The 20,348-nt window shown below is 65.3% G+C and carries 13 protein-coding genes; 10 read left to right on the forward strand and 3 right to left on the reverse strand.

Features of this window, described 5'->3' with window-relative positions; genetic code table 11:
* The first annotated feature begins 19 nt into the window (after positions 1-19).
* The 7 genes from QW887_RS04550 to QW887_RS04580 all read left to right on the forward strand — a co-directional run bounded on the left by QW887_RS04550 (position 20) and on the right by QW887_RS04580 (position 15,264).
* A complete protein-coding gene (locus tag QW887_RS04550) occupies positions 20-2,149 on the forward strand; it encodes an autotransporter strand-loop-strand O-heptosyltransferase (protein ID WP_316186143.1) in 2,130 nt (709 codons plus the stop codon).
* Between the two features lie 553 nt (positions 2,150-2,702).
* Positions 2,703-5,996, forward strand: coding sequence for a hypothetical protein (locus QW887_RS04555; RefSeq protein WP_315711795.1), 3,294 nt, complete (start codon positions 2,703-2,705; stop codon positions 5,994-5,996).
* Between the two features lie 567 nt (positions 5,997-6,563).
* On the forward strand, positions 6,564-8,378 hold the full coding sequence (locus QW887_RS04560) for a hypothetical protein (protein WP_315711794.1): 1,815 nt from the start codon (positions 6,564-6,566) through the stop codon (positions 8,376-8,378).
* 227 nt (positions 8,379-8,605) lie between these two features.
* Positions 8,606-12,832 (forward strand): sulfotransferase, encoded by a 4,227-nt coding sequence (locus tag QW887_RS04565; RefSeq protein ID WP_315711793.1) that lies wholly within the window; start codon positions 8,606-8,608, stop codon positions 12,830-12,832.
* A 699-nt stretch (positions 12,833-13,531) separates the two neighbouring features.
* The gene (locus tag QW887_RS04570; RefSeq protein ID WP_315711792.1) at positions 13,532-14,125 is read left to right on the forward strand and encodes a formyltransferase family protein; all 594 of its coding nucleotides are present in this window, start codon (positions 13,532-13,534) and stop codon (positions 14,123-14,125) included.
* Positions 14,126-14,423: 298 nt separating this feature from the next.
* Positions 14,424-14,774: a hypothetical protein gene (locus tag QW887_RS04575; RefSeq protein WP_315711791.1), complete on the forward strand. Its 351-nt coding sequence runs from the start codon at positions 14,424-14,426 to the stop codon at positions 14,772-14,774.
* A 22-nt stretch (positions 14,775-14,796) separates the two neighbouring features.
* Positions 14,797-15,264 carry a hypothetical protein gene (locus tag QW887_RS04580; protein WP_409977878.1) on the forward strand — a complete coding sequence of 156 codons (468 nt, stop codon included), beginning with the start codon at positions 14,797-14,799 and terminating at the stop codon, positions 15,262-15,264.
* A 6-nt stretch (positions 15,265-15,270) separates the two neighbouring features.
* Here the strand turns inward: QW887_RS04580 and QW887_RS04585 are convergent, their stop codons facing one another.
* Positions 15,271-15,501 (reverse strand): hypothetical protein, encoded by a 231-nt coding sequence (locus tag QW887_RS04585; protein WP_315711788.1) that lies wholly within the window; start codon positions 15,499-15,501, stop codon positions 15,271-15,273.
* Positions 15,502-15,711: 210 nt separating this feature from the next.
* On the opposite strand from QW887_RS04585, the gene QW887_RS04590 reads away from it, so the two are divergent.
* Together QW887_RS04590 and QW887_RS04595 are read left to right on the forward strand one after the other, a co-directional pair.
* Positions 15,712-16,602: a DMT family transporter gene (locus QW887_RS04590; RefSeq protein ID WP_315711787.1), complete on the forward strand. Its 891-nt coding sequence runs from the start codon at positions 15,712-15,714 to the stop codon at positions 16,600-16,602.
* Between the two features lie 198 nt (positions 16,603-16,800).
* Positions 16,801-18,261, forward strand: coding sequence for a caspase family protein (locus tag QW887_RS04595; protein ID WP_315711785.1), 1,461 nt, complete (start codon positions 16,801-16,803; stop codon positions 18,259-18,261).
* Positions 18,262-18,336: 75 nt separating this feature from the next.
* Here the strand turns inward: QW887_RS04595 and QW887_RS04600 are convergent, their stop codons facing one another.
* Both QW887_RS04600 and cysK read right to left on the reverse strand, forming a co-directional pair.
* A complete protein-coding gene (locus tag QW887_RS04600) occupies positions 18,337-18,576 on the reverse strand; it encodes a BrnA antitoxin family protein (RefSeq protein WP_315711784.1) in 240 nt (79 codons plus the stop codon).
* 2 nt (positions 18,577-18,578) lie between these two features.
* Entirely contained in the window at positions 18,579-19,541 is a 963-nt protein-coding gene (gene cysK, locus QW887_RS04605) for a cysteine synthase A (protein ID WP_315711783.1), read from the reverse strand.
* A gap of 487 nt (positions 19,542-20,028) precedes the next feature.
* On the opposite strand from cysK, the gene QW887_RS04610 reads away from it, so the two are divergent.
* Positions 20,029-20,247: a hypothetical protein gene (locus tag QW887_RS04610; protein ID WP_315711782.1), complete on the forward strand. Its 219-nt coding sequence runs from the start codon at positions 20,029-20,031 to the stop codon at positions 20,245-20,247.
* Positions 20,248-20,348 lie beyond the last annotated feature (101 nt).

Here is a 20,348-nt window from a genome sequence, read left to right on the forward strand (position 1 = left end):
ACCGCGTCGGCACCTCGACATGAACGTTGCAAATTTTCCCCGCACCTCAGACCCGGCGATGGTGCCGGCAAGTGCGTTACCGTCCGCCCAGCCCGGCGCCCGCACCGAGGCGTCTGATCACGCACGAAAGCCGCGACTGCCGCCGCCAGCGGCCGTGCCGACCCAGGAGGGTCCCCAGGGGCTGCGCTTCGACTTCAACGACGGCTGTCGTGTCATGCTGCCCGACACCGGACACGCCTGGCACGTCCGATTGAGCGATCTCGAGACCGCCAACGTCCTGTTCGACATCGACCTGCGTTCTGGGCACGTCAACAGCAGCAAACGCTACTTTGTCCCGTTCAGGCTCGAAGTGTGGTCAGGGCCCGAGCTGCTGCTGTGCCACGACTATGACGCCACCGACCGCGACGTCCTGATCCAATTCCCGGTCGGCACGATCGGCGACATCATCGGCTGGATGAGCTATGCAGTGAAGTTCAAGGACCTGCATCGGTGCCGCCTGAGCTGTGCGATGGGCGAGCCGCTGATCCCGCTGTTCCGCGACGCCTACCCTGACATCGCATTCCTCAGCCACGAGACGGTCCAGCCGGAGCGATACTACGCAACCTACTCGGTCGGGCTGTTCTTCGACGATGCCGAGCTGGTCCATCAGCCCTATGATTTCAGGCAGGTCGGCCTGCATCGGACCGCAGCTCACATTCTCGGCGTGGATCCGGCCGAGCGTCCACCTCGCGTCGCGTTGAGCGAAGACAGCCGTCCCATCGAGGACCCCTATGTCTGCATCGCCATGCAAGCAACGACCGCGTGCAAGCACTGGAACAATCCTGAGGGCTGGCAGAGCATCGTGGCCTTCCTCCGCGAGACCGGCTATCGCGTGATCTGCATCGATCAGACCGCGGAGCGCAGCCACGGCGCCTACCGGACGCAAATTCCCGCCGCAGCCGAGGATCAGACCGGCGACCGGCCGCTGCCCGAGCGCGCCCGCTGGCTCAAGCACGCCGCGTTCTTCATCGGCCTTTCCTCGGGGTTGTCATGGCTGGCCTGGGCGGTCGGCACTCCGGTCGTGCTGATCAGCGGCTTCACCCACCCCACCAACGAGTTTGCGACCCCCTATCGGGTCATCAACCATCACGCCTGCAACAGTTGCTGGAATGATGCCAGTCATCGCTTCGACCATGAGGACTTTCTGTGGTGCCCGCGATGGCAGGGCACGTCCCGACAGTTCGAGTGCACGCGCCTGATCACGGCCGCGCAGGTCGAGGGCATGTTGCGCCGAATTCCCGGCTTCGGACAGGGATTGCATCCGCAACCGCGCACCTCTCAGCAGCAGGCGGCGCCTGCGCCCTTTGATCGGCATCGAACCTCGAGGGCAGAGTCGGCGCCGGAATCCGTGGAGAGCGACGAACCGGTCGCGCTCGCAGCACTGCTGGCGCAACCGTGCGGCGACGTTGCCCGCGGGGGCCTTGCAGTCGGCGTCACGGTCGCCGCCGGCAGGCTGCTGGATCAGGCTGCCGCCGGCATCGCGGAAGGCGATCGCGCAGCCACCGCGAGCGATCTCATGGGCGCGCTGCAGAACTACAAGCAGAGCATCGCCATCGTCAGGTACCTGACCGTAGCCAATCCGGACGACGCCGGGTTTCAACGCAACCTCTCGGTCGCCTTGAACCGCATTGGCGCCGTGTTGTTCGTTCAGCGAAACCTCGAGGCTGCGCATGCCGCCTATTCCGCCAGCCTCGCCATCATCCGGAAGCTGACCGCAGCTCACCGCGGCAATCTCAGCTTTGAGCGCGACCTCGCCTGGTGCCACGCTCTGCTGGCGGACGTGCTCGCCGCCCAGGGCCGCCATGCCGAAGCCTTCGAGCAGCGTCGCGCCAATACCGCGCTGATCACCCACCTCGCCAACACGGTCGCCAACGATCCGTCGCTGCAGCAGGCGCTTGCAAATTCCTACCAGAGTCTGGGCGATGCCTTCATTCCACTCGGCAACATCGACGGCGCGCTCGCCGTCTACCGGATCAGCCTGGGCCTGACCAAGCAAGGGCTGGACGCGAACGGGCAGAATGACCCGGCCTGGAATCAGCTCTACACTACACTGCTGCAGAAGATCAGGACTGCGCTCCTGGCACAGCGTCAGGCCGCGCCGCCGTCCTGAACGGCGCACGGCGAGGTCGGCCGATACGCCCAGGCGCCTTCGCCTCTCACTCCCCCGGACAGACGATCCATCGTGGCGTTTTTCCAGCGATCGCGCTGCGACAATGCCGCGCGCCCGTGTCGCCGGGCAACCTCGAGCGCATCAGACCAACCCTGCGTCTGATCTCCGGAGACCGGCCACTCACCGGCGAGATGCAGGCAGCATCTTGACGACAACATGCAATTCGCGCCCGATCGCCGCACCCCGCATTTGCTGCTTGCCGCCAGAAATCAATCACTTGGCACGCGATCGCGGCGCATCTGTCACAGATCCGCGATGTCCCGAGAACAACATATTTGCGGACTCCCCCACGCCTTTTTTGGCCCGATTGCTCCGAGCATATAGCGAGGTGCGACAAAGTAGCGCGCGTCAGAAAAGCGCGCGACACAGCGGCGCACGGGCGTGAGGCGCGGCGCAGCACGTCCGACGCAGGGCCGATGCGCTTCCGCATCGTCCGGCCAGTTTCGGTACGGGGCCCTGCCGGGCGTCGGATGAACTTGGGGAGAGATGATCTATGGCGAATAACACCTTCAACCCGACGGCGCTGGCCAACGGAACGTCGAACCTGCTGGTGCGCGCCTCAGCGCTCAAGATGTCGACCGACCTCGTCCAAGCCGGCGTGGTGTTCAACGATGCGGTGCGCGCCTCGCTCGGCCTGTTCACGCAGGCAGGCAGCGGCAACTCGAACCCGTTCCTCGGCAGCTACACGACCGATCTCCACGCCGTACAGAACGACATCGCCGCGATGCTCGCAAATCCCGGCCAGGTGACCCTGGGCGGCCAGGCCTTCACGCTGAATGCGACCGACACCGCCGTTCTCACCAACGTGCAGGCGCAGATCTCGACGCTGCTCACGGCCGCACCGCAGACCACGAATGCTGCGACGATCACAGCCGCGGATCAGACCCTGCACGCGGTCCAGCAGGAGATCCTGCAGGAGATCAACGGCGACGCGCATCTGTCCGGCGCGCTCAACAAGGTCAACTTCCTCGCCAACACCGGCGGCCAGGACGTCGGCTTCCAGAACACGCCGGCCGGTGCCGATGATGCGGCGACCTTGGCCGCAGCGACCGCAGGCAACACGCTGAAGGATGTCGGCCTCGTCTTCAACAAGGTCGTCGACCTCGCCTCCGGCGGCATCAGCACCGCGAACCTGCAGGAGGTAACGAACGACCTCACCGCGATCTCGCAAGGTCTCACCAAGATCCTCAACAACAAGACCCAGCTTGCCCAGATCGAGAATGGCGAAACGGCGAACGCGGCCGCGCTCACGACCATCCATCTGCAAACGGTGCTCGGGCAGATCAATCTCGAGCTCAACCAGTATGCCAAGGCGGAAACAACCGGCAATCAGGCTGCGCTGCGCGGCACGGCGGACAATCTGCTCGACAGCATCGACATCATTCAGAACGACGCCAATCTGAACAAGGCCGCGGGCGGCAACGGCATGCCCGGCCATGCCGGCGGCTTCGCGGAGGATCCGGGCGGGTTGACCGGCACGGTCACCAAGTTCCAGGACAACCAGGCGCAGACGAATTTCTGGGCCGCCTTCTTGGCGGAAGGCAACACCATCAACGCGACCCTGCAGAAGATCGCAACCGGCGGAGCGCAGGCCAGCGCCGCACTGGTCACTCAGATCCAGAACTATCAGGCATTTGGCGCCAATTTCGATGCCGCGCAAGGCAACGTCTTCCGTGGCCGCTTCGACAACGAGCTTCTGAGCGGCACGCTCGAAGCCGACACGGCGGCCGCGGTGAAGGGCCTGCAAGGCATCCTGAACGGCGATACGGGCGCTGCGCTTGCCGCGGACAAGGCGATGCTCGCCGCGGCCGGCCAGGGCTTCGCGGCCGACGCCATGGACGTTTCCGGCAACAACATCGCGATCGGCGGCGCGACCTATGTCGGCTCGGCGACCACGGTCTCGACGGCCACGTCGGTGCACGGACTCGCCCAGGGCACGATCCCGGTCACGGCAACCCCGAACATTGCCAACGGCACCGGCGGCTCATCGTCGACGCCGCCGGCTGGTGGCGCCACGCCGGTGAATTTCAGCCCGACCGCGCTTGCCAACGGCACCTCGAACCTTTTGACCCGTGCCACGGCGATCCAGCATTCGACCGACCTGGTGCAGGCTGGCGTCGTCTTCAACGACGCGGTGCGCGCCTCGCTCGGCCTCTTCAGCCTCGCCAACAGCGGCAACTCGCCGGCCTTCCTCACCAGCTACCAGGCCGACATCACGGCGGTGCAGACCGATATTGCGGCGATGCTGGCCAACCCTGGTCAGGTCACGCTCGGCGGCAAGACCTTCGCCCTGAACGCGACCGACACGGCGGTGCTGACCAATGTCGAGGGGCAACTGGGCACACTGCTGCAGGCGGCGGGACAGTTCGCCAACGCCAGCACATCGGCAGCGGCAAGCCAGACGATCCATGCGCTGCAGCAGGAAATCCTCGGCGAAATCCACAACGACGCGCATCTGGCGAACGCGTTGAACAACGTCCCCTTCCTCGCCAATACCGGCGGCCAGGACGTCGCCTTCCAGACGTCGCCCGCGGGCGCGGACGATCCGGCGAGTCTTGCCGCCGCTACCGCCGGCAACAGCCTGAAGGACGTTGGTCTGGTCTTCAACAAGGCCGTCGAGGTCGCCTCGGGCGGCATCAACACCGGTAACCTTGCCGAGGTGACCGCGGACTTCACCGCCGTCCAGCACGGACTGACGGCCATCCTCAACAACAAGACCCAGCTCGCGCAGATCGAGGCTGGCGAGACTGCCAACGCCGCGGCGCTGACGACGATCCATCTGCAGACAGCGCTCGGCCAGATCAACCTGCAGCTGGGCAAGTATGATCAGGCTGCGACCACCGGCAATCAGGCCGCTCTCCGCGGCACGGCCGACAACCTGCTCGACATCATCGACATCATCCAGGGCGACACCAACCTCAACATGGCGGCAGGTGGCAACGGCAACGCCGGCCATGCGGGCGGCTTTGCCGAGGATCCGGGCGGGCTCAAGGGGACGGTCACCAAATTCCAGGACAACCAGGCGCAGACGAATTTCTGGGCCGCATTCCTGGCCGAGGCCAACACCATCAACGCCACGCTGCAGAAAATCTCGACCGGCGGTGCGCAGGCGAGCGCGGCCCTGATCACGCAGATCCAGAACTACCAGCAGTTCGGCGCCAATTTCGACGCCGCCCAGGGGGCCGTGTTCCAGGGTCGGTTCGACAACGAACTGCTCAGCGGCACGCTCGAAGCCGACACCGCCAACGCGGTCAAGGGCCTGCAAGGCATCCTCAACGGCGACACCGGCGCAGCACTTGCGGCAGACAAGGCGATGGTCGCCGCGGCCGGCCAGGGCTTTGCCGCCGACGCCATGGACGTCTCCGGCAACAACATTCCGGTCAATGGCGGCACCTATGTTGGGACGGCCACGACGGTCTCGGCGGCGACCTCAATCAAGGGGACCGCGCACGGCACCATTCCGGTCACCGCGACACCGAACCTGGCCAACGGCACCGGCGGCACTGCTGCGGCAGGAACCACCGCCGCCGGTGGCGCTGCAGCCGGTGGCACCGCGGCGAACGGAGGCACGTCGACCGGCGGAACCGCGGCTGGCGGCACGGCGGCTGGCGGAACGGCGGCTGGCGGCACGTCGACGGGTACCACGGCCAACAACGGCAGCAACGCCACGCATCACAGCGATCATCACCATCATCACGATCAAAGCCAGGGCGCGCATATGAGCCAGGCCGCGGCTGCCGGGCCCGACATGTCGCATCTCCACGCGATGCATCACATGTGGGGTTGACGAGGCAGCCGCAGCAGCTGCTGCGGCTGGGATACGGATACCCGGGAGCAAGCAGATGAGGTCCACTCGCGCAGTGCTCCCGGGGGAAATGAGAAGGACAATGAGCCGGGCGAGACGACACGCGTTGAAGAAGGAGGCCTCGGAAGATCAACAAAGATGCACGTTCCGTTCCGCACCGCGGAGGCTCGTCACGCTGGAACTTTTCTAAGGAGAGATCGGTGACCGGTCGCAAGATCGGGGCAACTTCTTGTCTGGACCGTGCGTCGAAGCGCCGCTGAGCGACGATGTTGCGGGGATGCCACGACGGAAATCAACGAGTTAGTAAGCTTCCGACCGCCGCCGTGACCCGGCTGCGACAGGAGCCATTTGCCCGAACAACATCATATTTGAGGACTCCGCGGCGCTTCTTTTGGCCCCATTGGAGCAAATAATTCCCAGGTGCTCTGAGGCTGCGACATTTCGCCCGTTCCGCGAAGGAGCGAACGAGACGTCGCTGCCCGATCAACGCCCGCGTGCTGCCCATACGCCAAGCAGCAGACGCCGGGTTGAAACTTGGGGAGATGATCAATGGCAGCCAATACCTTCAACCCGACGGCGCTGGCGAATGGCACGTCCAATCTGCTGGTTCGCGCCTCTGCGCTCAACCCGTCGACCGACCTCGTCCAGGCCGGCGTCGTGTTCAACGACGCGGTTCGCATCTCGACCGGTCTGTTCTCGACGCCCCAGAACAGCGGCAACTCCAACCCGTTCCTCGGCAGCTACACCACAGACCTGCATGCCGTGCAGAACGACATCAACGCGATGCTGGCCAATCCCGGAGATGTCACGATCGGCGGCAAGGCATTCACGCTCAACGCGACCGACACCGCGGTGCTCACCCAGGTCTCGAACGAGATCACGACGCTGATCAACGCCGCACCCAACACGACCAATCCGGCGACCCTCGCCGAGGCCGACCAGACCATCCACAACGTGCAGATGCAGATCCTGGCGCAGATCCAGGGTGACGCGCATCTTTCCGCCGCGCTCAACAACGTTCCCTTCCTGGCCAACACGGGTGCCATGGACGTGGCGTTCCAGAGCCTTCCCGCCGGCAACGACAGCGCCACCAATCTCGCTGCAGCGGCCGCGGGCGACCTGACCGCCATCGGAACGGTGTTCAATGCCGCCGCTGACCTTTCGCTGGGCGGCATGAGCGCCAACAACATCAACCAGATCCAGGCTGATTTTACGGCCGTGACGCAGGGCCTTCAGGCGATCCTGAATGACCCCGCGAAGCTCGCTGCGATTGAAGCCGGTGAAACCGCCGTTGCGGCCCAAACGACGACACTTCACCTGATGACGCTGCTCAGCCAAGCAAACCTTCAGCTGAACAAATACGATGTCGCCGAGACGATGGCCAATCCGACGGCGCTGCGCGGCTCCGCCGACAACATCGTCGACATGATCGACGTGTTTCAGAACGACGCGGCGCTCAACGCAGCGGCGGGCGGCACCGGCGCGCCTGGTCACATCGGCGGGTTCTCCGAAATGCCCGGCGGCCTGACCGGGACCGTCACGAAGTTCCAGGATAATCAGGCGCAGACCAATTTCTGGGCGTCGTTCCTCGCCGAGGGCAATACGCTGGGTGCGAAGTTGGTTGCGGTCGCAAATGGAACAGGTACGGCGTCACAGGCCCTGATCGACCAGATCACGAACTACCAGAACTTTGGCGCCGCGTTCGATGCGGCGCAGGGGGCGGTGTTCAAGGGACGGTTCGACGACGAGCTCGCCGCCGGAGCTCTGCAGTCTGACACCATCATGGCCACCAAGGCATTGATGGGCATCATGAACGGCGACACGGGTACAGCCCTGGCGACCGATCAGGCGATGTTGAAGGCTGCCGCCGCGAACTACATCGGCAATGCCGGAGACATTGCGGGCAACAACATCGCGATCGGCGGATCGGCCTACGTGACCTCAGCGACGAGCTTCGTGACAGCGACTGCGGTCAATGGCATTGCCCAGGGCACCGGCATGCCGGCGGGCGCCAATCCGAACATCGCCAACGGCACGGGCGGAACGCCTACGAGCACGACCACGCCCGGCGGCGGCATGGGCGGAGGTGGCACGACCGGTGGTGGCACCACCGGAGGCGGCACTGCGGGCGGCGGCACCACGGGTGGTGGGACGACCGGTGGCGGCACGACGGGCGGTGGAACGGCCGGCGGAGGAACCACCGGCGGCAACAACACCACCACGACGCATCACTGCGGCGGCCACCACAGCCATCATAGCAGCCACCACACGGCGGCAGCCGCGGCCACGGCCGCAACGGCGGCAGCAGCCTCGAGCGGTCCGGACATGTCCCACCACCACGCGATGCACCACATGTGGGGCTGACGCCTTCAGCAACCTGACCAACATTGGCCGGCGCAGATCCCTTGGGTCTACGCCGGCTCGTTGCGTTGTGGCAGCACCGGCCATCGACGCTGCACGTGGCCGGACAAGCTCCATCCGCTGCTCGAAGGGTTCTAGCCGACCGTTTGCGATCGGCCTCACCTAAGCCTCCGTTTCGCTTCAATCCGCCTCGACAACGGCATTCGTCGAACATTCAGCAAGTTGCCATCATGAACGAGCTCGCCGTCGCCTTCCGTCCCCGCCTCGTCCCCGCAGCGTCCGACGGCAGACAGCCGTCGGCGGCCGCGCTCAATGATCAAGCCTTGCGCATCGCCGAGCAGGCCTACCGGAAGGTTCTTTCGCTTCAGCCCCGTCATTTCCGCACCCTGTGCAGCCTCGCCATGGTCCGCCTGCAGCTCGGCGACACACATGAGGCACGCGACCTGCTCGACCAGGCCGCAGAGGAAGCCGGTGACGCCGCGGATCGGCACCTGTCGCTCGGCAAGTCCTTCGCAGGCCTCGGCGACCTCGCCAAAGCGAGCGCGCATCTGCAGCGCGCCGTCGCGCTCGACGAGACCTCGACCGAGGCCAGGCTTCTGCTCGGCAGCGCGCTCACCAGCCTCGGCGATCCTGCCGGCGCGGTTCGGCATCTGGAGCTGTTGCTGGCTGCGGACGCGGGCAGCGCCGATGCGCACCAGGCGCTCGGCTTTGCCTTGCAGCGCCTCGACCAGTACGAGCGCGCGCTCGCGCATCACGAGGCCGCACTCGACGCGCGGCCGGATTTCGCCGCAGCCGCCGCCAGCCTTGGCGACGCCTGCCGCATGCTTGGGCGGCACTCGGAAGCCATTGTCCACTACTCGCGCGCGCTCGCGATCCAGCCCAACGCGCCGGTCGTGCTGCTCAACATCGGCGGCTGTCAGCAGGCCACCGGTCAGCTCGACGCCGCGATCCACACCTATCAGCAGGCCCTTGCCCTGAACCCCCGGCTCGCAGAGGCGCACTACAATCTCGGCAATCTGCACCTGGAGATGAAGAGCGGCCCTGCCGCCATCTTCCATTACGAGCGTGCCATCGCCGCGCGGCCGGACTTCCCGGAGGCCCATAACAACCTCGCCAATGCGCTGCGATCGCGCGGCAAGCACGACCTGGCGCTCGCGCATTACGACGAGGCGGTACGCCGGCGCCCCGACTATGCCGTCGCCCACCGCAACCGCGGCGATGCGCTGCGCGACATCCAGCGCTACGAGGACGCCGTCGCGAGCTATCGAACCGCCCTCGCCCACGATCCCCGCGATGCCACGACGATGAACCATCTCGCTGGCGTGCTGATGATCCTGGGGCGGCTCGACGAGGCGGCGCTCGCGTATGAATCGGCCCTGGCTGTCAACCCGCGCAGTATCGGCACGCACCTCAATTACGGCGTGGTCAAGCCGTTCGCGGTCGACGACGCGCGCTGGGCACCTCTGCAGGATCTGGCCGCGAGATCGGAGACACTCACCGAGGATGCGCGCATCGCCCTGCACTTCACCCTCGGGCGGGCTTATGCCGACATCAAGGACGGCGAACGGTCGCTGGTGCACCTCAACGCCGGCAATGCTCTCGAGCGCCGCCGCATCAACTATGACGAGAACCAGACGCTGCGCCAGATCGAGCGCATCCGCGCGGTGTTCTCCAGGGACATGCTACAGGCGCGCGCAGGCCATGGCGATCCATCGCACGCGCCGGTGTTCGTCATCGGCATGCCCCGGTCCGGCACCAGCCTGGTCGAGCAGCTCCTCGCCAGCCATTCCGCCGTGCATGGCGCCGGCGAGGTCAACTATTTCGCGGCCGCCGCGGGGCTGTTCACCGATCGTGACCGCGGTGACTATCCGGAGATGCTCGCCAAGCTGTCCGACGCCGACATCACGACCCTCGCGCGCGCCTATCTCGACCGGTTCACGGACCTGCCGGCGGACACCAAGCGCATCGTCGACAAGATGCCGTCGAACTTCCTGTTCGCCGGGCTGATCCATCTCGCGCTGCCGAATGCCCGGATCATTCACGTCCGGCGCAATCCGATCGACACCTGCCTGTCCTGCTACACCCAACTGTTCGCCGAGCCGCAGCCCTTCGCCTACGATCTGGCCGAGCTCGGCCGCTACTACCGGGCCTACGACGCCTTGATGAGCCATTGGCGCTCGGTGCTGCCAGAGGGCGTCATGCTGGAGGTGACGTATGAGGACATGGTGCGCGACTTCGATGCGCATGCCCGCAAGATCGTTGCGCATTGCGGGCTCGATTGGGATGATGCCTGCCTGTCGTTCCACGAGAACGAGCGTCCGGTGAACACCGCCAGCCTGGTCCAGGTCCGTAAGCCGCTGTTCTCCGGATCGGTCGGCCGCTGGCGCATGTATGGCGACCGGCTCAAGCCGCTGCTCGATGCGCTCGGCAGCGAGGCCGTGCGGCCGACGATTGCCGAGGCGATCGCGGGCGCCAAGCCGCCCCAGCCGGTGAACGTCGCTCCGCCCGTGGTGACGCCGACGACAGCATCGCTTTCCTTCGCTTCGCAGCAGGCCGGATCGCTGCAGACTCTGGCCGAAGGCGCCGCCGCCGTGGCAAAGAAGCTGCAAGGCCGCGGTGACTTCAAGGATGCCGAGACGATCTTCAAGCTGATCCTCGCGGGGCAGCCGAACCAGTTCGACGCGCTGGTCGGGCTCGGCATGGTCTGCACCACCGCCAACCGGCTCGACGAGGCCAAGGAGTTCTTCCGGCGCGCGGTCGCGGTGAACGACAAGTCCGCCGAGGCCCATGGCAGCATCGGAGCCGTCGAGGCCTCCGCCGGCCATTATGAGACGGCCGTCCAGCACTACGAGACGGCACTTGCGCTGGCGCCGAGCCACGCCGGCATCCTCTATGCCTTCGCCATGGTGCGCCAGAACCAGGGGCTGATCGACGAGGCGATCGCCCTGCTCCGGCGGGCGATCGACAACAAGCCGCAGCACCTCGATGCGCATTTTGCGCTCGGCAACCTGCTCTATACGGCGGGCAAGGATATCGAGGCGGCGAAGCACTATCTCAAGGTTCTCGACTTCAGTCCTGAACACGCCGAGACCCACAACAACATCGCCAACGTGCTGCTGCGCCAGGGCCATCGCGAGCGCGCCATCGAGCACTACAAGCGGGCGATCGCGAGCCGGCCCGACTATGCCGACGCCTATGGCAATCTCGGCAATGCCTTCCTTGAGCTCAACCGGCTCGAGGAATCGATCGAGCAGAACCTGCTGGCCATCAAGATCAAGCCGGAACGCTTCGGCTCCTACAACAATCTCGGCGTCGCCTACCAGGCGCTCGGCCGCTTCGACGAGGCGACGGCGGCGTTCCAGAAGGCCTTGGAGCTGGCGCCGGACGACGCGCCGATCCATCTCAATCTCGCGAACATGTCGAAGTTCAAGCCGGACGACAGCCGGCTTCCTGGTCTGCGGCAGCTCCTCGAACGCGTCGACCGTCTCGATCAGGAGAAGCAAATCGCAGCCCATTTCGCGATGGGCAAGGCGTTGTCCGACCTGAAGGACTACGACCAGGCCTTCTCGCATCTGCACAAGGCGAACACCCTCAAGCGCAAGACCTTCGACTACGACTCCGAGCAGCGGCTCGGCATGATGAAAAATGTCGCGGCGCGCTTCACGCCCGAGTTCTTTCGCATGGTTGCAGGGCACGGCGACGACTCCTGGGCCCCGATCTTCATCGTCGGCATGCCGCGCTCCGGAACCACCCTGATGGAGCAGGTGCTGGCCAGCCATTCCAAGGTCTTCGGCGCGGGCGAGCTCGAGACCTTCAAGGATCTCGTCGGCGAATGCGCCAACCGCCAGAAGGTCGTTCCGGCGTATCCCGATCTGATCACGCTGCTGCCACCCGAGGAGATGACGAAGATCGGTCAGGAGTACACCGCCCGCGTTCGGACGCTGGCGCCCGAGGCCGAGCGCATCGTCGACAAGATGCCGCTGAACTTCCTGTTCGTCGGGATGATCCATGCGGCGTTCCCGCGCGCCAGGATCATCAACACGCGGCGCGACCCGCTCGACAATTGCGTTTCCTGCTACTCGCTGCTGTTCACCGGCTCACAGCCCTTTGCTTACGACCTGACCGAGCTCGGCCACTACTACCGGGGCTATGAGGGCGTGATGGAACACTGGCACCAGGTGCTGCCGCCCGGCGTCCTGATGGACGTTCGATACGAGGATCTGGTCGACGACCTCGAGGGCGTGTCGCGCCGCGTGCTCGATCATTGCGGCCTCGACTGGGAGGATGCCTGCCTCGACTTCCATCGCACCGAGCGCATGGTGCGCACGGCGAGCCTGATGCAGGTGCGCGAGCCGATCTACCGCCGGTCGATCGGAAGCTGGCGCCGCTACGAGAAACATCTTGGACCGCTTTGCGAAGCCCTCGGCATCGACCTTCCGCCGCCGGAATCCACATGACCGCCGGCAAATAACCGGGTGCTGTTGCCCAGGGATTGGTGACAGGCGCGGCACCCGGCTATCCGGCCGCGCGGCGGAGCGGCCGGAGCATTGTGCTCCGTGGCCTTTAAGAAATTATCTTCGTCATATGCAGAAGCGTCAGTTTTAATACGCAGACCGACAACTAATTACACAATCAAGGGTTTATCTATCCACTCAGCCATTGGCTGAGGCGAATTGCGTTCGCAGACCGGCCAAATCGAACCCAAAAGCCACCAGGATAGCACCTTCGGTCGTCCTTATCAGTTCAATTGATAGTTCGCTCCTGTGGGGTTTGAGGCCTGTCGACGGGCATGCCGCGATGCGGCACCGGTCCGGACACAACCTTTCGGCGAGTTTCGGGTATCGGTCCTGCCTCGCGGTCCATCTGATGCTGACGCCGGTCCCAACGAGGGTGTGTCATCCGCCACGGTCATCTCGGCCTGCACCTTGATGGCGCCCCACGGCATTCGGCGAGGTTGAAGCGCCCGCCCAACTCTGGCTCGCAGCAGCTTTCTCCTTTCCCGTTTGAATCCCCCAGCGCCTCCACCGGCCGGACGAAGCCAGACTGTGACGACGGCCCAGCAGGCGCTTGACCTGGAGGCCAAGGCTTGGTTTGACCCGTTTCATCCGGTCAGAGCCCGACCGGATCCAGCCCCCAACCGTGGAAGATCCCTGACCATGCGCATCACTCTCGTCGGCTCCCGCCATTTCGGTGTCGCCACACTGAACATGCTGCGCGAGAGAGGAATCGAGATCGCGCGGGTCGTCGTTCATGATGGCGAGGACCGGCTCGCAGCCGCGGCGCGAGCAGCCGGGATCGAGGTCGTGGTCCAGGCCAATCCGAAGGTCGTGCCCGCCGGTGAGATCGCCCCCGACACGGACCTGATCGTCACGGCACATAGCCACGCCCGCGTCACCCACGAGGCCGTCGCAGCCGCCCGGCTCGGCGGCATCGGCTACCATCCCTCGCTGCTGCCGCGCCACCGGGGCATCGCCGCAGTGGAGTGGACCATCAAGGAGGGCGATCCGATCGCGGGCGGCACCATCTACCACCTCGCCGACCGCATGGATGCCGGCGCCATCGCCGCCCAGGAATGGTGCTTCGTCAAGAAGGGCGAGACCGCGCGCGAGCTGTGGGAGCGCGCTCTCGCACCGCTCGGGCTCAAGTTGCTCGGCGATGTCGTCGAATCGGCCAAGGCGACCGGCACGATTCCGGCCAAGCCGCAGGACGAGCAGTTCGCGACCAACGCGCCCAGCCTCACCCCGCACTGAACATCTGATCGCATCGCCCCGATAAGTTGTGGACATCCTCCCCGCTGGCGCCTTCGCGGTGCCCTGCGAACGGCAGCATGGGCGGTCAGCGGAAGGATGAGGGCGGTCGTCCGCTCATGGGGTGGGCGAAGGCGCAGTTTGCGCACAATGCCGCCCGAATGGCTCAAAGCCGGGTTCCGCATTAATCGTTAATGGACTGAAATTGCTCGATAAAAATTCGTTGCGGCGCTGCGGCAAATTTTCGTCACAATTCCTCCAAATAAGGTACCGATCAAACGACATTGAGGGACAACGATTCATGCGTCTCGACCGCATTGGAATGGCTTTCGCCGCGTCGATCCTGGTGGGTAGCTTGGCCGCCCCCGCATTCGCCCAGTCGCCCTATGACGGTCAGTGGCAGGTGACGATCGTCACCAACAGTGGCAGCTGCGAGCCCACGGCCAGCTCGACCTTGATCGTCGCAGACGGTAAGATTTCTGCGGCTGGCGCCAATGTGTCGGGTTCGATTGGACGCGAAGGCCTCGTCAAGGTCTCCATCAATGGCGCATATGCGAATGGGCAGCTCAACGGCAATTCTGGCTCGGGCAAGTGGAACGGCGCCTCGGCCGGCATCCCCTGTAGCGGCCGCTGGCAGGCTTCGCGCCTGTAACGGCGCGCACACGCTCCTGAAGATGGTGCGGCGGGCCGCGGCCGCCGCCGTCGTTTTGACAGCGGGTATGACCGCCTCGCCGGGACACGCCGATCCGGGCCCGTTCACCGGCATGGCCGGAACGTGGGGCGGCAGCGGCACGGTTGCCCTTGAGGACGGCTCAACCGAGCGTATCCGGTGCCGGGCCAATTACGGCGTCTCGGGACCGCGGATGACGCTCGTCCTGACCTGCGCCAGCGATGCCTACAAGTTCGGGCTGCAGGCCGAGGTGATCGCCGAGGGCTCGGCCATCTCGGGGACCTGGAGTGAGACCAGCCGCGGCATCAATGGCGTGCTGCAGGGCCGTGGCGGCGGCGGCAACTTCCAGCTGCTCGCGACCACCGCCGGCTTCAACGCCAACATCGCGCTCGCCACCCGCGGCAAGAGGCAGTCCGTGTCGATCCGGGCCGACAGCCAGTTCCGCGCAGCCAACATTTCACTGTCGCGGTGATCTCGATCAACCGCCACGCTTGGCGCCGGGGATTGCACCTGCGGAGGGCGCCGGAGCAAGCTGCGCGGCGGTGCGCTTGATGGTCTTGGCGACCAGCAGCGCCTGCTCCCGCGTCATGGCGAAGTCCTGCACACCTTTATGGGTGGTCAGCGACAGCACCATGAGATGAGGCTCCCGCTCCGGCCAGCCGGTGGCAAAGGCGGTCACGAAGTCGGCTGAAGCGGCGCGTTCGGTCATGTCGTGTCTCTGGCTGCCTTGGGCTGTATCGCGGCGGTCGCTTTAGGACGAAACACAGCCACACTCCACGTTTTTCTCGATGACACGCGTCCGTCGCGAGCGAACCTGGCGCGGCGTTGGTGCACTGCACCGTTGATTTCATTTGCATTGCTCTGCACGCGAGGTGATACAGCCCGCCTTCGCCGCCCTCCTCCCTCTCCCCGCCACCTCATGAATCGTCCCGCTTCGAAACTGATCGCCGCACTGTGGATGACGGGCTGGCTCGGCCTGATGCTGGTGATGGCGGTGGCCGGACGCGAAGCCATGCGCGAGCTCAACGTGTTCGAGCTGATGGAGCTGCGCTGCCTGATCGGCCTGGTGATGCTGTCGCCGGTCATCGCATTGAGCGGCGGCTTTGCCAGGCTGCGCACCTCGCGCCTCAAACAGCACGCGGCGCGCAACCTCGTCCATTACGGCGCGCAGCTTGGCTGGTTCTTCGCGCTCACCTTGATCCCGATCGGCCAGGTGGTGGCGATCGAGTTCACGATGCCGATCTGGACGGCGCTGCTGGCGGCGGCCTTCCTCGGCGAGCGCATCACCCTGTTCAAGCTGGCGGCGATCGGGCTCGGCCTCGTCGGCGTCGTCGTGATCGTCCGCCCGGATACCGGGGCGATCAATCCGGGACAGCTCATCGCGCTGGCCGCCGCAGTCGGCTTCGGTATCTCGATCGCGCTGGTCAAGCTGCTGACGCGCACCGAGCCCACCGTGTCAATCATCTTCTGGATGCTGGTGGTGCAGTCCATCGCCGGCCTCATCCCTTCGCTCGTATTCTGGACGCCGCCCTCGGCCGCGACCTGGGGCTGGATCCTCCTCGTCGCCTTCTGTGGGACCTTCTCGCATTTCTGCATGACGCGGGCGCTGCTCTACGCCGACGCCACCATCGTGGTGCCCATGGATTTTCTCCGCGTTCCGCTGACCGCCACCGTCGGCTGGCTGGTCTATGCGGAGCGTCTCGACGGATTGACCGTGGTCGGCGCTGCGTTGATTCTCGCCGGGAACCTGCTGAACCTGCGTCCGCCGCAGCCTCGGGCCGTGCCGATGGGCAGTTCGGCTGGGACCTGAGGCGCCGGGGAGCCCTCAAGCGGCGTGATCCGGATCACGGAACCGGCGCGCTACACGCGATCGTCGTGGATCGGGCGCAACACCCGCGAACTGGTTTGTGGCGGAAGCGTGATTTTTTGCCTGGGAACAAGACTTTTCGCGCCGATCCGCGACAAATGCTGCAGTGAACGCTTCGCTTGATCGTTGGGGGATCTCCTGATGCGCTATCTCACCGTCGCCCTGTCCCTGCTCTGCATGGTGCTGACCGCTGAAGCCGCCAAAGCCGACCGCCGCGTCGCCTTCGTCGTCGGAAACGGCGCCTATAAGAGCGTGGCTCAACTGCCGAACCCGCCGGTCGACGCAAAGGCCATGGCGGCCACCCTGCGCAACGTCGGCTTCGACGTCGTCGAGGGCACCAATCTCACGCGCGACAAGATGACCGAGAAGCTGCTCGATTTCGGTCGCAAGGCGCAGGGCGCCGACATCGCGGTGTTCTATTACGCCGGGCACGGCATCGCCATTGCGGGCACCAACTACCTGCTGCCGGTCGACGCCGACCTGAAGTCGGAAATGGACGTCAAGCTGGGCTCAGCCATCAATATCGACGTGACGCTCGACCAGACGATGGGGGACGCCAAGGTCAAGCTGGTCTTCCTCGATGCCTGCCGCGACAATCCGTTCGCCGCCAAGATCAAGTCGAACTCGCCAACCCGCAGCGTGTCGGTGCAGACCGGTCTGGCCGAGATGAAGTCCGGCGAGGGCACGCTGATCGCGTTCGCCACCGGCCCGGGCCAGACCGCCCTCGACGGCGAGGCCGGCGCCAACAGCCCGTTCACCCGCGCGCTGATCTCGCACATCGCCCAGCCCGGCGTCGAGATTCAGCAGGCCATGACCGCCGTGCGCGCCCAGGTCAATGAGGAGACCAGCAAGGGCCAATTGCCCTGGGGGCATACCAACCTGATCGGCGCGGTCTACCTCAACCCGGCGGCTGCCCCCGCTGCAACGGCCGCCACGGCCGGCACGACGCCGGCCGTCGCGACGGCCACCGTGACCGCAGGCGAAGCCGAGCTCGAATTCTGGCGCTCGGTGAAGGACTCCAACAAGCCGGAAGAGCTCAACGCCTATCTCTCGACCTACCCGAACGGGCAGTTCAAGTCGCTGGCGATGGCGCGCATCGCCGCGATCGAGAGCGGGGCCATCAACACCGCCACCCGCAACGTCGCCAAGGGCGTCGATCCCGCCACCTACACCGAGGAAGGCACTCAGGTCAGCGAGGATCAGATCGGCCTCGACAAGACCAAGCGCCGCGACGTGCAGCGGCGGCTGACCGGTCTTGGCTTCGACACCAAGATGACGGGCGTGTTCGACGACCAGACCCGCGGCGTCATGAAGCGCTGGCAGGCGGCCCGAGGCTATCCGTCGACCGGATTCCTGACCAAGCTGCAGCACAAGGCGCTGCTGGCAGAGCCGCAGCCGGCGCCGGCGACCGCCGCAGTCGGCGATGAGGCCAGGCCGCGCCGCGCCAAGCCGGCGGGCAACGTCGCGGCCGGCGGCCCGCCGCCGCAGGGTGCGCCGGTCTATCGCAATCCGCCGCCGCAGGACAACGCGGGCAACGCCGCCGGCGCCGCCTTCATCGGTGGCATGATGGGCGGTGTGCTCGGCAGCGCGCTCCGCCGGTAAACGTCTTCGTCTTTCCCGCGTAAAAAAAGCCCGGAGCACGAGCTCCGGGCTTGTTCGTTAGAATGCAGCCGGCCCTCAGAGCCCTGCCGCCTTGCGCAGCGCCGCATTGATGCGGTCCTGCCAGCCCGGCCCTTCGGACTGAAAGTGCTCGAGAACGTCCTGGTCGATCCGCAACGTCACCTGCTCGCGCACGCCAGGAACCGCCGCCTTCTTCGGCGGCGCCTCCACCGGCTTGGTGGTCACCTTCTTGAACGCGGCCTCAGCCTCGGTACGGGCGTCAGCGAGCGTGCGGGGCCGCCGCGGCTGGTCGGCCATGGTCAGATCCCCTCGAACAGCGCGGTGGACAGATAACGTTCGGAGAACGAGGGCACGATCGCCAGGATCGTCTTGCCCGCGCTTTCCGGTCGCTTGCCGATCTCGATCGCGGCCGCAATCGCCGCGCCCGAGGAGATACCGCCGGGAATGCCCTCGTTGCGGGCCAGCGCGCGCGAGGTCTCGATGGCGGTGGTGCTGTTGATCTTGACGATCTCGTCGATCACGGACCGGTCGAGAATGTCGGGCACGAAGCCGGCGCCGATGCCCTGGATCTTGTGCGGCGAGTGCTGGCCGCCCGACAGCACCGGGCTCTCCTCCGGCTCGACCGCGACGACCTTGAGACCGGGCTTGCGCGCCTTCAGCACCTGGCCCACGCCGGTGATGGTGCCGCCGGTGCCGACGCCGGCGACGAACACGTCGATATTGCCCGCCGTGTCGTTCCAGATCTCCTCGGCGGTGGTGCGGCGATGGATGTCCGGGTTTGCGAGGTTCTTGAACTGCTGCGGCATCACCGAGTTCGGCGTCGTCCGCAACAGCTCCTCGGCGGTGGCGATGGCGCCTTTCATGCCCTGCGAAGCCGGCGTCAGCACGATCTCAGCGCCGAGGAACGCGAGCATCTTGCGCCGCTCCACCGACATCGACTCCGGCATCACCAGCTTCAGCTTGTAGCCGCGCGCCGCAGCAACGAAGGCCAGCGCGATGCCGGTATTGCCCGAGGTCGGCTCGATCAGCACGGTGTCGGGCTTGATCACGCCGGCCTGCTCCATCGCCAGGATCATGCCGACGCCGATCCGATCCTTCACGCTCGCGGCGGGATTGAAGTATTCCAGCTTGGCGAGGATGGTCGCCTTGACGCCATGTTGCTCCGGCAGCTTTCGCAACCGCACAATCGGCGTATTGCCGAACGCGTCGACAATTGAATCAAATACGCGCCCGCGTCCGGGACGCTGTGCTGACGACTCCATGAAATCACTCCTCTGCGCGCCCCGCGCGACGTCGACAACGATTCCGACCATCTTCAGCGAGCCTGTTGCGCTGCGCAAGCACGTTTGCGCGATCTTAGGACGATCGCGGCGCACAACAAGTCGTGGCTAAATTGCGAAAAACCAACGCATTTGTGTTGCGACAAGGTCAATAAACTCGGTGTATGCTTGATTGCAGCCGGACGAAGATTCACGGTGCAGGTCGACTGCAACCCGGGCGGACATCAGCAAGATGTCATCTTCGGAGTGATACAATCGGGGCGTTCGTGCCAAACGACAGCACCGTTGTAGAATAGACATAAGAACAGACCACCCAAACAAACTCTTTGTGTGACGGACTTGATATCCGCGAAAGTTGGACTCGTCGGAATAGACCCGTTCGAACGCGACTCGTTCGAAATCGACCCTTTTCGAAATTGACGTCGTTCAAGCAGAGATCGCCAACAAAGAGATCGTCCAGGAGGTCAATATGTCAGCACTCGCTGATCTCGTGTCGACCGCAACCGCACGCCCGAATCCTCGCGGCTGCGATCTGCCGACATGCCCGGTCTGCGCCGACTCCATGATTGCCGCGGAGGCGTCGGCATATTTGGCTGACAATGCGATCAGCTATCTCTGGACCTGCGACACCTGCGGCTATGGCTTCGTCACCAAGCACTCCGTGAAAAGCCGCTTCGTGTGCAACTGAACGGTCTGCAACTGAACGGCGCCAGGGCGAGAGAGTTCCGCGACGTGATGTCGCGGCCGTTCCGTCGCTGAGGATAACGCGACCGTCGGGCAGGTCGGCAA

The organism is Bradyrhizobium sp. SZCCHNRI3052 (assembly GCF_032484895.1).
Classification (GTDB): domain Bacteria; phylum Pseudomonadota; class Alphaproteobacteria; order Rhizobiales; family Xanthobacteraceae; genus Bradyrhizobium.

Excerpts from the sequence above, each read along its gene's own strand:
- QW887_RS04595 (WP_315711785.1), top strand. The coding sequence starts at position 16,801 with ATGCGCTATCTCACCGTCGCCCTGTCCCTGCTCTGCATGGTGCTGACC.
- QW887_RS04585 (WP_315711788.1), bottom strand. The coding sequence starts at position 15,501 with ATGACCGAACGCGCCGCTTCAGCCGACTTCGTGACCGCCTTTGCCACC.
- QW887_RS04575 (WP_315711791.1), top strand. The coding sequence starts at position 14,424 with ATGCGTCTCGACCGCATTGGAATGGCTTTCGCCGCGTCGATCCTGGTG.
- QW887_RS04550 (WP_316186143.1), top strand. The coding sequence starts at position 20 with ATGAACGTTGCAAATTTTCCCCGCACCTCAGACCCGGCGATGGTGCCG.
- QW887_RS04580 (WP_409977878.1), top strand. The coding sequence starts at position 14,797 with ATGGTGCGGCGGGCCGCGGCCGCCGCCGTCGTTTTGACAGCGGGTATG.
- QW887_RS04600 (WP_315711784.1), bottom strand. The coding sequence starts at position 18,576 with ATGGCCGACCAGCCGCGGCGGCCCCGCACGCTCGCTGACGCCCGTACC.
- QW887_RS04560 (WP_315711794.1), top strand. The coding sequence starts at position 6,564 with ATGGCAGCCAATACCTTCAACCCGACGGCGCTGGCGAATGGCACGTCC.
- QW887_RS04565 (WP_315711793.1), top strand. The coding sequence starts at position 8,606 with ATGAACGAGCTCGCCGTCGCCTTCCGTCCCCGCCTCGTCCCCGCAGCG.
- QW887_RS04590 (WP_315711787.1), top strand. The coding sequence starts at position 15,712 with ATGAATCGTCCCGCTTCGAAACTGATCGCCGCACTGTGGATGACGGGC.
- QW887_RS04610 (WP_315711782.1), top strand. The coding sequence starts at position 20,029 with ATGTCAGCACTCGCTGATCTCGTGTCGACCGCAACCGCACGCCCGAAT.
- QW887_RS04555 (WP_315711795.1), top strand. The coding sequence starts at position 2,703 with ATGGCGAATAACACCTTCAACCCGACGGCGCTGGCCAACGGAACGTCG.
- QW887_RS04570 (WP_315711792.1), top strand. The coding sequence starts at position 13,532 with ATGCGCATCACTCTCGTCGGCTCCCGCCATTTCGGTGTCGCCACACTG.
- cysK (WP_315711783.1), bottom strand. The coding sequence starts at position 19,541 with ATGGAGTCGTCAGCACAGCGTCCCGGACGCGGGCGCGTATTTGATTCA.